This is a genomic window from Pseudodesulfovibrio alkaliphilus (genome assembly GCF_009729555.1).
GTDB classification, from domain to species: Bacteria; Desulfobacterota; Desulfovibrionia; order Desulfovibrionales; family Desulfovibrionaceae; genus Pseudodesulfovibrio; species Pseudodesulfovibrio alkaliphilus.
Genome location: NZ_WODC01000001.1, coordinates 637,491 through 651,035, shown reverse-complemented (window position 1 = coordinate 651,035; position 13,545 = coordinate 637,491). Strand labels below are relative to the sequence as shown.

Sequence of the window (13,545 nt, the reverse complement as noted above, 5' to 3'; positions counted from 1 at the left end):
GGAACCCGGTTTCTCCTCAAGGCGCTGGGTTGAGCAGGTGCGTTTGCGCTGCGTCGCTCTTACCGGGCCTCTTGAATTGCTGGGCCGGGGCGTGTAACACGCTGGGAAGATCAAATCCCGGGGGTTTCATGCAGGTCCGAGATCATTCCGTGTCGCTCAGGCTGGCCGCAGAGGCCCGGTTCATTCTCCTGGTCCAGGGGGTGGTGGAGCAGGGGGCGGCTGCCTTTGGTCTTGATAGAGGCAAGGCGCTGCGGCTGACCATGGCCGCCGAGGAGCTTCTTTCCCATCTGGCCGAGACCTCGGCCGGGGTTGCCGTGGACCTGACCCTGACCCCTGGCGGCTGGTGCGTCCGCGCCGATTTCTCCTTTGTCGCCGATCCGTCCGATCTGTGGGCCATGAACCTTGCGGCCCGCGAGGACATAGGGCCGGGCAGGTCCATGGACCGCCTGGGGCTGCTTCTGGCCGCGCGCATGTCCGACGGCTTCGAGATCAGGCTCGACGGCCGCGTGGTGCACCTGGAGCTGCGTCAGGACCATGCCTATGAGGCGGTGACGCCGCGTCCGGTCCGGGCTGCGGACGCCAGGGGCGAGGTCCGCGTGGTGGACGACCCGGAGCCCGCCCTGATTCGCGAGGCGTGCGCCCTGGCCGTGGACCATTATCCCGCCCACCTGGTCAACGAGACTTTTTTCACTCCGGGCAAGGCCGTCCAGATGGCGGACCGGGGGGACATGACCGTGGCCCTGGCCGTGGACGGCACGGGTGCCCCGGCCGGGCTCATGACCTGGCGCTCGCCCTCCGAGCGTAGCGTTGGATTCTGCGGGCCGTATGTCTTTGTCCGCGGCGGGGGCACGGCCGGGAAGCTGGAGGAGTGGATGTTTGCCGCGGTGGCGCGGACCAGGGCGGTGAGCCTGTTCAGCGAGCTGGCCACCGCCGACCTGACGGCTGAGAATTATGAACTCCTGGGGCGGCTCCCCCTGGGGCGGCCGGGGCTTCGGGGCGCCATGCCGGCTGACGGGGCCGGGCAGGAGGGTGTCGAGCTGGACATCCTGTTCCGCCATCTTCGCGAGGATTCGGGCCGGGCGGTCTGGACCCATCCGGCCTTGCGCCCCTTTCTGGAGGCGGCCTACGACCAGCTGGTGCTCATGCGCGATATCCGCGAGGTGGACCACGCGGGAGCGGACCTGCCTGAGCGCAGCGTCTTTTCGGCCCGGCTGCGGCCCGAGCTGGGCATAGCCACCCTGGCCCCCATGGTGGCGGGCCGGGACGCGGATCAGGCCGTGGCCGATCATGTGCGCACCCTGACCCACGACGGCTATCGCAGTATTCTTTTCCGGCTCGACCTCGCCCATGGCTGGCAGGCGGCCCTGGCCGGTTCCCTTGTCCGGGGCGGATTCGCGCCCAGGCTGGTGCTGCCTGACGCGGGCAAGTCGGACATGGTGGTGTTCCTGCATGGCTGACCTCGACCTGCGGCGACTGGTTCCGGCTCATGTCCGAAGCTTCGAGTCCTACCGGCCGAGCAACCCTGACAGGGAGCTGATGCGCCTGTACGGCGTGGACCATCTCCACCGCCTCAACAACAACGAAAACGCTCTGGGGCCGCCGCCAGCAGTGCGCGAGGCGGTGGAATCCTTCCCGTCCGGGGTCGTGACGGTCTATCCCAACGGCGATTGTTTTGACCTGCGTCACAGTCTGGCCGGGCGTTTCGGCAAGGACCCCGAACGGTTCCTGGTGGGCAACGGTTCCTGCGAGGTCATCGCCAGCGTGATCAAGGCTTTTTGCGGGGAGGGCGACAACATCGTCACCGCGGACCGCACCTTTGCGGTCTACGAGTGGGTTGCCGAGTTCTCGGGCATCAAGGCGCGGCTGATCCCGCTTCGGGACATGGCGTTTGATCCGCGGGGCATGCTTGATGCCATGGACGAGCGGACCAAGATCCTCTTTGTCTGCAATCCCAACAATCCCACCGGCACCTACTGGGACCGGGCGACCATGGACGCCTTCCTGGACGAGGTGGACGGCCGGGCCGTGGTGGTCATCGACGAGGCGTACTTCGAGTATGTGGACAGGGAGGACTACCCGGACGGCATGGCGTTGATGGAGCGCCACCCCAATGTCATCGTCTTTCGGACCTTCTCCAAGATGTATGCCCTGGCTGCCCTGCGCGTGGGCTACCTGTGCGGCTCGGCCGCTGTGGTGGACATGGTCCGGCGCACCCATGTGGTCTATTCGGTCAATACCCTGGCCCAGCGTTGCGCCGAGGCCGCCTTGCGCGACGACGCCCCGTTCATCGCGGCGACCCGGACCATGGTGCGGGAGGCTCGCGAACGGCTCTGTCCCATGTTCGACGCCATGGGGCTTGAATACATTGCCAACGAGGGGAACTACCTGATGGTCCGCGTGCCCATGCCCGACACGCTCATGTACCGCAAGCTGATGCGCGAGGGGATCATGGTCAGGACCATGACCGGGTTCCGGTTTCCCAACTGGATTCGGGTCAGTCTGGTGCAGGGGCCGGTGATGGAGGATTTTTGCCGGGCCTTCCGTCGGGTGCTGGACAAAACCGCATGACCTGCTTGGACAGGTCGGGAACAGGGGGGAGTCATGGCCAGACACGATACATCCGTCCCGCTGTCGTCCGCGGACAGAAGGAATCTCAAGGCAGCCCTGGACGCGGCCTGGGCATCGGCCCTTTCGGGCGAGGGACCCTTCGGGGCCGTGGTGGCCGGACCTGATGGCGTGGTCGTCATGACCCAACAGGCCGAAGCCATTGGCGCACGGGATCGCACCCGGCACGTCGAAGCCGTGCTGGCTTCGCGGTTTTGCCACGCCTACTACGACGATCCAGAGTTTCGGGCCGGGTCCACTCTCTATTCGAGCGTGGAGCCGTGCGCCATGTGCATGTTCGCCATGTTCAAGGCCGGGATTGGGCGGCTGGTCTTCGGCCTGAGCGCCGAGCGTCTGTATTCGGCCCATGCGGTTTCCGCCACTTGGCCGAGGATATTCCTCACCAGCCGCGAGTGCGCCCGGTATATGAGCACCCCCATGGTCGTGCAGGGGCCGTACTTCGAGGACGAGGGGCTGCGCATCGTGGACGAATCCTTCAAACGCTGCCCGGCCTGCCGAGGCTGAAGCCGCAAACCGCATCTAAGGAAATATCGTGATCTATCTGCTGCTCGCCGTCCTGCTTCTCGCCCTGGCCGAGATCAAGGCCAGGAAACGCTGTCTGAAGACCCACGGCCTGCCGTTCCGGCCCCGGCGGATCGGCGAATATCCCTACGGTGAATTCCTGCAGGAGTGCGGCCCGCCGCTGTTCTGGCGGCTTGCGCCCGGCTACGCCTCGCCCCGGGTGCACATCAACAGCCCGGGCCAGCGCGGCCCGGAGCCGCAGCCCGGCAGACGGCGCATCTGGGTCGTGGGCGAGTCCGAGCTGTTCGGGGCCAAGCTCGCGGACGAGGAGCACATCTGGTTCAAGGCCCTGCAAAAGAGACTGGACGAGGCCGGGGCCGACTATCAGGTGATGAACGGGTCCATCATCGGCTACAACGGCCTTCAGACCGCCGAGGCGGTCTGTGCGCTGCCCCTGGCCAAGGGCGATATCCTGGTCCTGCGGCCCAACCTCAACGACGAGACCATCGCCCGGATCAGCGGCGCGGACTGGGTGCCGGGCACGCCGTGGCCCATGGGCTTTGTCCGCAAGCTGGAGCGGCGCACGCCATGGTACATCCGGTTCATGGATCAGACCTGCCTGGGTTGGCTTCTGCGCCGCCGCCTGGGCCTTGGCGCCCGTGGCGGGCAGTTTGTGGCCAAGCCCGGTTTTGCGGCGGAGCGGCTCAAGGAGTACGCGAGGGAGAACCTTGAGCGCATGGTGCAGTTCGCCGAGTCGCGTGGGGCGCGGGTGGTCATGCTCGATTTCGTTCCGGCTTACACGCCACAGTCTCCGGACGGCGACGAGGGCGGCCTGTCAGCCCTCCAGTCCAACTGGCGCAACTTCGTGGGCGAGTGGAGCGCCGGGCAGTTCCATCTGGTGGAACAGGTCACGGCCGACGTGGCCGGGCCGCGCGACCTGCCGATCCTGCGCACCGCGCCCCGCCTCTGGGGCCACCCGCGCCGTTTCCATTTCTATCTCGACCTCATGCATTTCTCGGCAGAGGGCCACGAGGCACTGGCCCAGGCCCTGTTTGACGAATTGCAAAAAAACGACCTGCTGGAAGGAGAATCCGCATGAACCGGGAGGCGTTGATAGCCAGGTTGCGCGAGGCGCGGCGCGAGATCGAGCCGGGCCAGGAGGTGGAGGTGGGGCTGTTTAGGCCCGAGGACGCCCTGGGCGTCAGCCTCGCTTATCTCGAAGTGTATGGGGACGCCTTTCCCATCGGGCATGTCTATGACCCGGACGAAGTGGTCCGGCGCAACGCCACCGACGACCAGTACACCATCGTGGCCCGCACCCCGCGCGGCGAGGTGGTGGGGCTGGCCGGGCTCTTCCGCCACGCGCCCAACCCGGACGTATACGAGGGGGGCCAGTTCATGGTCCTCAAGCAGTATCGTCGCAGCCACGTGGCAAGGGACATCTCCCGCGAGGTCATGCAGGTCCAGGCCAGAAGGCTCGGGCTGCCCGTGGTCTTCTGCGAGGCGGTGTGCAATCATCCGGCATCGCAGCGGGTCGCCTTTCAGGACGGCCTGGACTGCACCGGCCTCGCGCTGGAGTGCATGCCCGCCAAGACCTACGAGGTCGAGGGCGGCGTATCCCGCAACGTCTCTCTTTTGCTCATGTTTGCCGTGCTCAAGCCGAGCCCGTGCGCCGCGAGGGCTCCCGAGCCGTATGGCGGGTTCCTCCGGGGGCTTTGGGATAGATTCGGCCTTGTGCGCGAAACCCTCGCCCCCCAGCCCTTGGCCGGTGACACGCAGTGGAGCGAATTCCTCCTGCCCGAGGCCGGGTTGTGCCGTCTGACCGTGCCCCGGGCCGGGGCCGATTTCGATGCGGTGACGGCCGGGGCGGAGGAACGGGCCGAAACCATACAGATATTTCTCAACCTGGGCGACCCGGCCGTGGATCAGGCCGTGGACCTGTTGCGCGAGCGGGGCTATTTCTTTGGCGGGCTGCTGCCCCACTGGTTCGGCGCCGACGGGCTGGTCATGCAGAAAACGCCCAGGGAGCCGGACTGGGACGCCATCATCCTGTACGGCAAGCGGTCCAAGGCCATGTGCGACATGGTGCGGGCGGACCGTGAGTCCGTGACCGTTCCTGCCTCGTCCTGATGCGGGCAACAATTGTCTAATCGACCGGATTCCGCTTGACTTGACGGCACGAATCGGGTTGTAAGCACCGGAACTGGACAGACTCGTGCGCAACCCGACCTTGCTTCGGGTGAGGCGCGAACCCTGGGTCCATGTTTCCAAGGAGAGTGTCATGTACGTCGGACTGAAGATGCTGCGCGACTTCGTGAAGGTCACCCCCCAGACCCTGGTAAAGGACGCCCAGAAGATGCTGGACACCAGCACCTTGTGGATGCTTCTGGTGGTCAACGAAGAGGGCAGGCTGGTCGGCTATGTGCGCAAGGAGGATATCTCCGCGGCCATGCCGAGCATCATGACCTCTCTTGAGAAACACGAACTCAACTACCTGATGAGCAAGCTCACGGTGGAGAAGATCTACCGCACGGACATCAAGACCGTCAGCCCGGAAACGGAAATCGAGGGCGCGGCCGACATGATGTACGAAATGAACCTGGCCGGACTGGCCGTGGTGGACGACGCCGGAGAGCTGATCGGGTACATCAACCGCAACGTCATGCTCGACGTGCTGGCCGAGGAGATGGGATACCGCGAGGGCGGCAGCCGCCTGACCCTTGAGGTGGAGGACCGCTCCGGCGTGCTTTACGAAGTCGCCGGTGTCATCGCCAACATGAAGATATCCATCATCTCCACCGGGACATTCTTTTATAACGGACGCAGGATCGTGGTCGTCCGAATAGATACCGAAGACCCCTCCCCCGTGGCCGCCGCGCTTCGGGAACGGGGCTACAAACTGGTCGCTCCCGAGGATTTCCGGGGAGAATGGACCTAAGGGTCTACCCGCAATCACCACACATGCGGGCTGGTCGGAGTTAGACGGTATTCGCCGCCCCGCCCCATGACCGTAGTGCCCACCGGGTACGCTCCATACCATAATTGCAGGATTATGGCCTACCTTGACGTTCGCGACGTGACCCTGACCTTCAAGGGTATCGCCGCCCTCATGGGAGTCTCCTTCACCGTCGAGCAGGGTACCATCGCGTCCCTGATCGGTCCCAACGGTGCGGGGAAAACCTCCATGCTCAACTGTGTCAGCGGCCGCTACACCCCCGACGGGGGCGCTGCCGGCCCATGCGCCATCTCACTCGACGGCGAATGCCTCCTGTCCCTTCCCGCCCACAAACGCACGGAACTGGGACTCTCCCGCACCTTTCAGAACATCGCCCTGTTCAAAGGGCTCTCGGTGCTGGACAACCTCATGGTCGGCCGCCACAGCCGGATGGAGTACGGGCTGCTCGCCTCCATCATGTACTGGGGCCGGGCCGCGAGGCTTGAGGACAGGCACCGCCGTCGCGTCGAAGACGTGATCGACTTCCTCAATCTTTCCCCCTACCGGCACCAGCACGCGGGACGCCTTCCCTACGGGGTGCAGAAACGGGTGGAACTCGGGCGAGCCCTCGCCGCGGAACCCAAGCTTATCTTGCTCGACGAACCCATGGCAGGCATGAACCTCGAAGAAACCGAGGACATGGCCCGCTACATCCTCGACATAGCAGAGGAATGGGGCGTCACCGTCCTGCTCGTGGAACACGACATGGGTGTGGTCATGGACATCTCCGACAAGGTGATCGTCCTCGACTTCGGGAGCAAGCTGGCTGAGGGGACGCCGGACGAGGTACAGGCCGACAAGAACGTGATCGCCGCCTACCTGGGGACCGAGCAGGCGACCTTCAGCGGGAGATAGACGGGAAGGCCGGTTCCCCCTTTCGGGTACCAAGACGCATACACACACGGATATTTCATGACAAAGCCATACAAGACCACGCTGCCCCGGCTGCTGCTGCGCCAGGCCGCAGAACGCGCCGACAGGCCAGCCCTGCGCGAAAAGGAATGGGGCGTCTGGCAGGCCGTCTCCTGGCGCGAGAGCCTGCGCATCACTGCGGAGTTCGCCTGCGGGCTCGACGCCCTGGGCCTGGGCCGGGGCGACACCGTCATCCTCATCGGCGACAACCGGCCCGAGTGGATCTGGGCAGAGCTGGCCATCCAGGGCCTGGGCGGCATGGCGCTCGGACTCTATCAGGACTCCCCGGCCGACGAGATCGAGTACGTCTTCGCCCTGACCGAATGCCGCCTGGTGGTGGCCGAGGATCAGGAGCAGGTGGACAAGATCCTCTCCTTTCGCCACAACCTTCCCCGCCTTGAGCACATCGTCTACCACGACACCCGCGGGCTGGCCGCCTACGAGGAGAGCGTTCCCGGCCTGATCGACTTCGCGGCCGTGCGCCGCCTGGGTCGCGAGAAGCACAAGGACACCGAAGACCGCTACGCCCTCTGGGCCAAGGCCACCCGCGACTGCGATCCCGCGATCATCGCCACCACCTCGGGCACAACCGGACGGCCCAAGCTGGCCATGCTCTCCCACGTCAACCTGCTCTCCATGGCCCACAACCTCGGCCAGGTGGACCCCAAACATCCCACGGACGAATTCGTTTCCTTTCTGCCCCTGGCCTGGATGGGCGAGCAGATGATGGCCGTGGCTTCGGCGTTGATGTTCGGGTTCTGCGTCAACTTTCCCGAGGAGCCGGACACGGCGCGGGCCGATTCCCGCGAGATAGGCCCGCATCTGGTCTTCTCCCCGCCGCGGGTATGGGAGTCCATCGCGGCCAAGGTGCGCGGGGACATCATGGAGACCACGCCGCTGAAGCGCTGGCTCTACAATCGGCTTTTGCCCATCGGCTACGAGTACGCCGACGCCCTGTTCGAGGGGCGCGAGCCAGGCGTGTGGCTGAAGTTCAAGTACTTCCTCGCCGACCAGGGGCTTTTCCGCGCCCTGCGCGACCGGCTGGGCTTCTCGCGCATGCGCAGCGCCACCACTGGCGGGGCCGCCCTGGGGCCGGACACCTTCCGTTTCTTCCACGCCCTGGGCGTCAAGCTCAAGCAGATCTACGGCCAGACCGAGATCGCGGGCATCTCCTGCATCCATCAGGACGGGCAGGTGGACTTCACCTCCGTGGGAGCCCCCATCCCCGAGACCGAGGTACGCATCACCGAGGCGGGCGAGATCATCTCCCGCAGCCCGGCGGTGTTTATCGGCTACTACCGCAATGAGGAAGCCACCCGCGAAACCCTGCGCGACGGCTGGCTCCTTTCGGGCGATGCCGGATATTTCGACGAAGCCGGACGGCTGGTGGTCATCGACCGGCTCAAGGATGTCATGCTGCTGACCGACGGCACCCGCTTCTCGCCCCAGTTCCTGGAGAACAAGGTCAAGTTCTCTCCCTATCTGCGCGAAGCCGTGGTGCTCGGCAACGGGCGCGACTTCATCACCGCCATCCTGTGCATCGACATGGACATTGTCGGCCACTGGGCAGAGAGCCGGATGCTCACCTATACTACGTATCAGGATCTCGCGGCCAAGGATGAGGTGTACGCCCTCATCCGCGAGGAGGTGGCCAGGACCAACGAGATGCTGCCCAGGGAGACGCGCATCCGCCGCTTCTGCCTGCTCTACAAGGAACTGGACGCCGACGACGGCGAACTGACGCGCACCCGCAAGGTGCGCCGATCCACCATCGGCGAGCGCTACGGGCAGCTCATCGAGGCGCTCTACACCGACGCCTGCGCCCTGAACCTGCAAACAGAGATAACCTATCAGGACGGCCGGGTGCGCGAGATGTGCGGCACCATCCGCATCGAGGACATGGAGGCGTAAGTGGAATACTATCTGCAATTGGTCATCAACGGGCTTGTGGTCGGCGGTATCTACTCGCTGGTGGCGCTCGGGTTCGTGGTCATCTACAAGGCCACCAAGGTGGTCAATTTCGCCCAGGGTGAGCTGGTCATGGCCGGGGCCTATGTCTGCTTCGCCCTGACAGTGGAGTTCAGCATCCCGTTTCTCTGGGCGTTTCTCCTTACCCTTGCCTTTTCCGTGCTGCTCGGGCTGGCCATCGAGCGGGTGGTCCTGCGTCCGCTCATCGGCGAGGAGCACATCTCGGTGATCATGGTCACCGTGGGCATGAGCTCGGTGCTCAAGTCGCTGGTTCAGCTCTTCTGGGGAACCCAGATCCGGGTCTATCCGCCCGTGCTGCCCAGCGAGCCCGTGGTCATTGCCGGGCTGCCCGTGGCCCCGGTCTACCTGGCAGCCTTTGCCCTGTCGGCGGTGCTCTTTGCCGTGTTCTCGGTCTTCTTCAAGTATTCGCGCACGGGCATCGCCATGCGGGCCACGGCCTTTGACCAGCAGGCCGCCCAGTCCATGGGCATCGGCATCAAGAACATCTTCGCCATGAGCTGGTGCATCGCCTGCGTGGTCTCTGCCGTGGGCGGCGTGATCCTTGGCAACATCAACGGCATCAACGCCCACCTCGGCCATCTCGGCCTCAAGGTCTTCCCGGCGGTCATCCTCGGCGGGCTTGACTCGCTGCTGGGCGCGGCCCTGGGCGGCCTGATCATCGGCGTACTTGAAAACCTCTGCGACGGCGCGGCCCGCCAGTTCTTCGGCCTGGGCGGTTTCCGCGAGGTGGCGGCCTTCATCATCCTGGTGGTCATCCTGATGATCAAGCCCTACGGCCTGTTCGGAACCAAGGAAATCGAGAGGGTCTAGCCATGCAGGGTAAATGCGGACTCTTCTTCACCTCCTATCGCGGCGAGGCCCGGATATTCCGAAGCGGCTTCCAAAAGCTCATGGTGGGTCTCTTCATCCTCGCCCTGCTGGCAGCCCCCCTGGCCCTGAACATTCACGAAACCTCGGTCATGAACCTCGTGTTCATCGCGGTCATCGGCGCAGTGGCCCTCAACCTGCTTACCGGGGTGTGCGGCCAGATATCGCTGGGTCATGGAGCCTTCATCGGCGTGGGAGCCTACGCTGCCGGGCAGTGCACTCTTCACGGCGTGCCCTTTCCCCTGGCCATTCTCACAGCCGGGCTGATCACAGCCATGGTCGGCATGGTCTTCGGCGTCCCCTCGCTGCGGCTCAAGGGCATCTATCTGGCCATCGCCACCCTGGCCGCCCAGCTGGTGCTGGAGTTCGTCTTTCTGCACGGCGGCGCACTCACCGGGGGCTCAAGCGGCCTGCTCCTCGACCCGCCGACCATCCTCGGCTTTGTCTTCGACACCGAGGCCAGGATGTACTACCTGCTTCTCTTTTTTGCCGCCGCCGCGCTGCTCATGGTGGCCAACATCATGCGCTCCCGCTACGGCCGCGCCTTTGTCGCCATCCGCGACTACTATCTCTCTGCCGAGATCGTGGGGGTCAACCTTTTCTGGTTCAAGCTCGTGGCCTTTGGCGTCAGCTCGTTCCTGGCAGGGGTGGCTGGCGGGCTGTGGGCGCACTACACCGGCTACATCTCGGCCGAACAGTTCAACATCGGCCTGTCCATCTCGTATCTGGCCATGATCATCATCGGCGGGATGGGAAGCGTGCTGGGCTCGGTCTTCGGGGCCGTGTTCGTGGTTCTGATGCCCGAGGCCCTTAACGCGCTGGCCAACAGCTTGAGCGCTGCCTTTCCCGGCATATCCCAGTCGCTGGTGGCCCTGCGCGAAGGCGTCTTCGGCCTGGTGCTCATCCTGTTCCTCATCTTCGAGCCCGAGGGGCTGGTCAACCGTTGGCGACTGGTCAAGGCGTATTGGAAGCTCTACCCCTTTGCCCATTAACCCCGCACTGCGCGGGTGAACATAGCGTCCGCGGCCGACCCGGGATGGGGCAGGGCGCGACAACCTCAAATCCCTTAGGAGTTCACGACATGAGGGCAGGACAAATCATAACCGCAGCATGCACCATGCTCCTCGCCGGGCTGATGCTCATGGGCTGCGGAGGCGAAGGCGACAAACCGGCGCAAACCGCAACCACCGGCTCCGAATCCCAGGCCGACACCTCGCCCATCAGGGTGGGCGGGCTCATCGACCTCTCAGGCCCCACCTCCTCGGTGGGGGTGCCCTATGCCGACGGCCTCAGGGCCGCCGTGCGCTACATCAACGACAACGGCGGCATAGGCGGTCGCCCCATCGTCTTTGATCTCCAGGACACGGCCTATAACGTCCAGCAGGGCCTCTCGCTCTACAAGAAGATGGTCAACACCGACAAGGTCGTCTGCATCCAGGGGTTCGGCTCGGCAGTGACCGAGGCCCTGGTCCGCACCCAGGCCAAGGATCAGGTTCCCAACTTTTCGGCCTCGTATTCGGCCCATCTGACCGATCCGAGAACCGCGCCCTACAACTTCTTCATCTCCGCCGACTACTCGACCCAGCTGCGAGCCGCCCTCAAGTACTTCCGTTCGCAATGGACCGAGGCCCGCGCTCCCAAGGTGGCCTTCATCTATCCCGACCACCCCTACGGACTGGCGCCCATCCCGGCCGGCCGGGCATATGCCACCGAACTGGGCTACGAGATCGTGGGCGAGACCAATGTGGCCCTCAATGCCATCGATGCCACCACCGAACTGCTGCCCCTCAAGAACAAGGCCCCGGATTTCTGCTGGGTCGGCGGAACCACGCCGTCCACCTCTGTCATCCTCAAGTCGGCCAAGAACATCGGCATGACCAGCGTGTTCTTCACCAACATATGGGGCACGGACGAAACCCTTCCGGCCCTTGCCGGGGCCGACGCCAACGGCTCCTTCTCCAATCAGGCCGCCGCCGTCTACGGCAAGGATGTGCCGGGGATGAAGATCATCGAGCAGATTACCGGCGGCAAGCCCCAGATGACCCACTATGTCCGGGGCTTCGTCTCCATCCTGACCATGGCCGAGGCCATGAAACGCGCCGCGGACAAGGGCGCTGTCACAGGCGAAAGCATCAAGGACGCAGCCGAAACCCTGCGCGACTACGATCCCATGGGGCTGGCGCCGCTCATCTCCTACTTTCCGGATGACCACCGCCCCAACATGGCCGTACTCCTCTACACCATCAAGGATGGCCAGCTCACCTTCGTGGCCGAGGAAATCCTCGACCGCCGCGCCGACTGGCTGGGACATTGAAGATTGAGTGAAGAGCCGGGGGAAAACTTCTGAAAAAGTTTCCCCCCGGCCCCCCCCCCTACAAACTTTTTGGAGTTACGCCGCCGGAAAGACAAGGGGTTTGGGATAATTTGATGGCGGCGTAGAGTGGCGCACAGGCGCATTGGACGAGCCTCTTGTGCGAAAGGGAAGACTGCCTGTCCGCTCATCCACGCCCTCTCCGCCGACGGCGGAGCGAACAAAGTTTTGGAGAGTCTGGAGAACCTTTTTCAAAAGGTTCTCTGGCCGCCGGAGGCACTGTGAACGAGATATTGAAGGTCGAGAACCTCGAAGTGGTCTACAACGACGTGGTCCTGGTGCTCAAGGGGCTCTCCCTGGCCTGTCCGCGTGGTGAGATCACGGCCCTGCTCGGGGCCAACGGCGCGGGCAAGTCCACCACCCTCAAGGCTGTCTCGGGACTGCTTGAGGGCGAGCATGGCGAGGTCACGGACGGCTCGGTCATTTATCAGGGCGAACCCATCCAGCGCCTGATTCCCGAAAAGATCGTGCGCAAGGGCATCTTCCAGGTCATGGAGGGCCGCCGCATCTTCGAGGATTTGACCGTGGAGGAAAACCTGCGTTGTGGCGCGTTCACCCGGCCGCGCTCCGAAATTCCCGGAGGCCTTGAAAAGGTCTATACCTATTTCCCCCGGCTCAAGGAACGACGCAAACAACTGGCGGGCTACATGTCCGGCGGCGAGCAGCAGATGTGCGCCATTGGCCGCGCCATCATGGCCAGACCGCAACTGCTGCTCCTCGACGAGCCGTCCCTGGGGCTGGCTCCGCTGTTGGTCGAGGAAATCTTCGACATCATCAAGCGCATCAACGCCGAGGAAGGGGTGAGCGTTCTCCTGGTCGAGCAGAACGCCAGGGCCGCCCTCTCTGTGGCCACACGCGGCTACATCATGGAAAACGGCCGGGTGGTCATGGACGGCAACGCCTCGGACCTGCTCAACAACCCCGATGTCCAGGAATTCTACCTCGGCATGGGACACGCCGGAGACCGGCGCAGCTACCGCGATGTCAAACACTACCGCCGCAGGAAGCGCTGGCTGGGGTAGGGGATGCCTCCGGCGGCCGGGGGAAGGGGAGGAAAACCCCCTTTGCGAAAAGGGGGTTTTCCTCCCCTTCCCCCGGACCCCCAACCCCTCCTTTCCCCTAAACGTTTTGTGGGGTGGGGGCAGGGAGAGCCAGGGGCCTGTGCCTGGATGAAATTAAGACGGTCGTGGTAGAGCTTTTTCTGGAGTTGTCGTACGCTGGGAGTGACGGCTGAGGATCTGCGCCTTCTCCGCCGCAGGCGGAGCGACAAAAAGTTTTGGAGAGG

The 13,545-nt window shown here is 64.4% G+C and carries 12 protein-coding genes; all 12 read left to right on the top strand.

What is annotated here, in order from left to right:
• Positions 1 to 128 precede the first annotated feature (128 nt).
• Positions 129 to 1,457, top strand: coding sequence for an ATP-binding protein (locus GKC30_RS03125; RefSeq protein WP_155932219.1), 1,329 nt, complete (start codon positions 129 to 131; stop codon positions 1,455 to 1,457).
• Positions 1,450 to 2,568, top strand: a complete 1,119-nt coding sequence (hisC, locus tag GKC30_RS03120) for a histidinol-phosphate transaminase (RefSeq protein WP_155932218.1) — start codon at positions 1,450 to 1,452, stop codon at positions 2,566 to 2,568. The genes GKC30_RS03125 and hisC overlap by 8 nt, the downstream gene beginning before the upstream one ends.
• A gap of 33 nt (positions 2,569 to 2,601) precedes the next feature.
• Entirely contained in the window at positions 2,602 to 3,129 is a 528-nt protein-coding gene (locus GKC30_RS03115) for a nucleoside deaminase (RefSeq protein WP_155932217.1), read from the top strand.
• A gap of 28 nt (positions 3,130 to 3,157) precedes the next feature.
• Positions 3,158 to 4,225, top strand: coding sequence for an SGNH/GDSL hydrolase family protein (locus GKC30_RS03110; RefSeq protein ID WP_155932216.1), 1,068 nt, complete (start codon positions 3,158 to 3,160; stop codon positions 4,223 to 4,225).
• Complete coding sequence (locus GKC30_RS03105) at positions 4,222 to 5,256, top strand: GNAT family N-acetyltransferase (RefSeq protein WP_155932215.1); 1,035 nt, start codon at positions 4,222 to 4,224, stop codon at positions 5,254 to 5,256. Before GKC30_RS03110 ends, GKC30_RS03105 begins: the two co-directional genes overlap by 4 nt.
• Positions 5,257 to 5,407: 151 nt before the next feature.
• Positions 5,408 to 6,064 carry a CBS domain-containing protein gene (locus GKC30_RS03100; protein ID WP_155932214.1) on the top strand — a complete coding sequence of 219 codons (657 nt, stop codon included), beginning with the start codon at positions 5,408 to 5,410 and terminating at the stop codon, positions 6,062 to 6,064.
• A gap of 66 nt (positions 6,065 to 6,130) precedes the next feature.
• On the top strand, positions 6,131 to 6,976 hold the full coding sequence (locus GKC30_RS03095; protein WP_437179097.1) for an ABC transporter ATP-binding protein: 846 nt from the start codon (positions 6,131 to 6,133) through the stop codon (positions 6,974 to 6,976).
• A 57-nt stretch (positions 6,977 to 7,033) separates the two neighbouring features.
• The gene (locus GKC30_RS03090) at positions 7,034 to 8,944 is read left to right on the top strand and encodes an AMP-binding protein (RefSeq protein WP_155932213.1); all 1,911 of its coding nucleotides are present in this window, start codon (positions 7,034 to 7,036) and stop codon (positions 8,942 to 8,944) included.
• A complete protein-coding gene (locus GKC30_RS03085; protein WP_367613946.1) occupies positions 8,945 to 9,832 on the top strand; it encodes a branched-chain amino acid ABC transporter permease in 888 nt (295 codons plus the stop codon).
• A 2-nt stretch (positions 9,833 to 9,834) separates the two neighbouring features.
• A complete protein-coding gene (locus GKC30_RS03080) occupies positions 9,835 to 10,881 on the top strand; it encodes a branched-chain amino acid ABC transporter permease (protein WP_155932212.1) in 1,047 nt (348 codons plus the stop codon).
• Between the two features lie 89 nt (positions 10,882 to 10,970).
• Positions 10,971 to 12,203, top strand: coding sequence for an ABC transporter substrate-binding protein (locus GKC30_RS03075; protein ID WP_155932211.1), 1,233 nt, complete (start codon positions 10,971 to 10,973; stop codon positions 12,201 to 12,203).
• 278 nt (positions 12,204 to 12,481) lie between these two features.
• The gene (locus GKC30_RS03070; protein WP_367613945.1) at positions 12,482 to 13,282 is read left to right on the top strand and encodes an ABC transporter ATP-binding protein; all 801 of its coding nucleotides are present in this window, start codon (positions 12,482 to 12,484) and stop codon (positions 13,280 to 13,282) included.
• The last annotated feature ends 263 nt before the right edge of the window (positions 13,283 to 13,545 follow it).

Coding starts and splice junctions, on each gene's coding strand:
- GKC30_RS03075 (WP_155932211.1), top strand. CDS start 10,971: ATGAGGGCAGGACAAATCATAACCGCAGCATGCACCATGCTCCTCGCC.
- GKC30_RS03090 (WP_155932213.1), top strand. CDS start 7,034: ATGACAAAGCCATACAAGACCACGCTGCCCCGGCTGCTGCTGCGCCAG.
- GKC30_RS03105 (WP_155932215.1), top strand. CDS start 4,222: ATGAACCGGGAGGCGTTGATAGCCAGGTTGCGCGAGGCGCGGCGCGAG.
- hisC (WP_155932218.1), top strand. CDS start 1,450: ATGGCTGACCTCGACCTGCGGCGACTGGTTCCGGCTCATGTCCGAAGC.
- GKC30_RS03080 (WP_155932212.1), top strand. CDS start 9,835: ATGCAGGGTAAATGCGGACTCTTCTTCACCTCCTATCGCGGCGAGGCC.
- GKC30_RS03095 (WP_437179097.1), top strand. CDS start 6,131: ATGACCGTAGTGCCCACCGGGTACGCTCCATACCATAATTGCAGGATT.
- GKC30_RS03100 (WP_155932214.1), top strand. CDS start 5,408: ATGTACGTCGGACTGAAGATGCTGCGCGACTTCGTGAAGGTCACCCCC.
- GKC30_RS03125 (WP_155932219.1), top strand. CDS start 129: ATGCAGGTCCGAGATCATTCCGTGTCGCTCAGGCTGGCCGCAGAGGCC.
- GKC30_RS03115 (WP_155932217.1), top strand. CDS start 2,602: ATGGCCAGACACGATACATCCGTCCCGCTGTCGTCCGCGGACAGAAGG.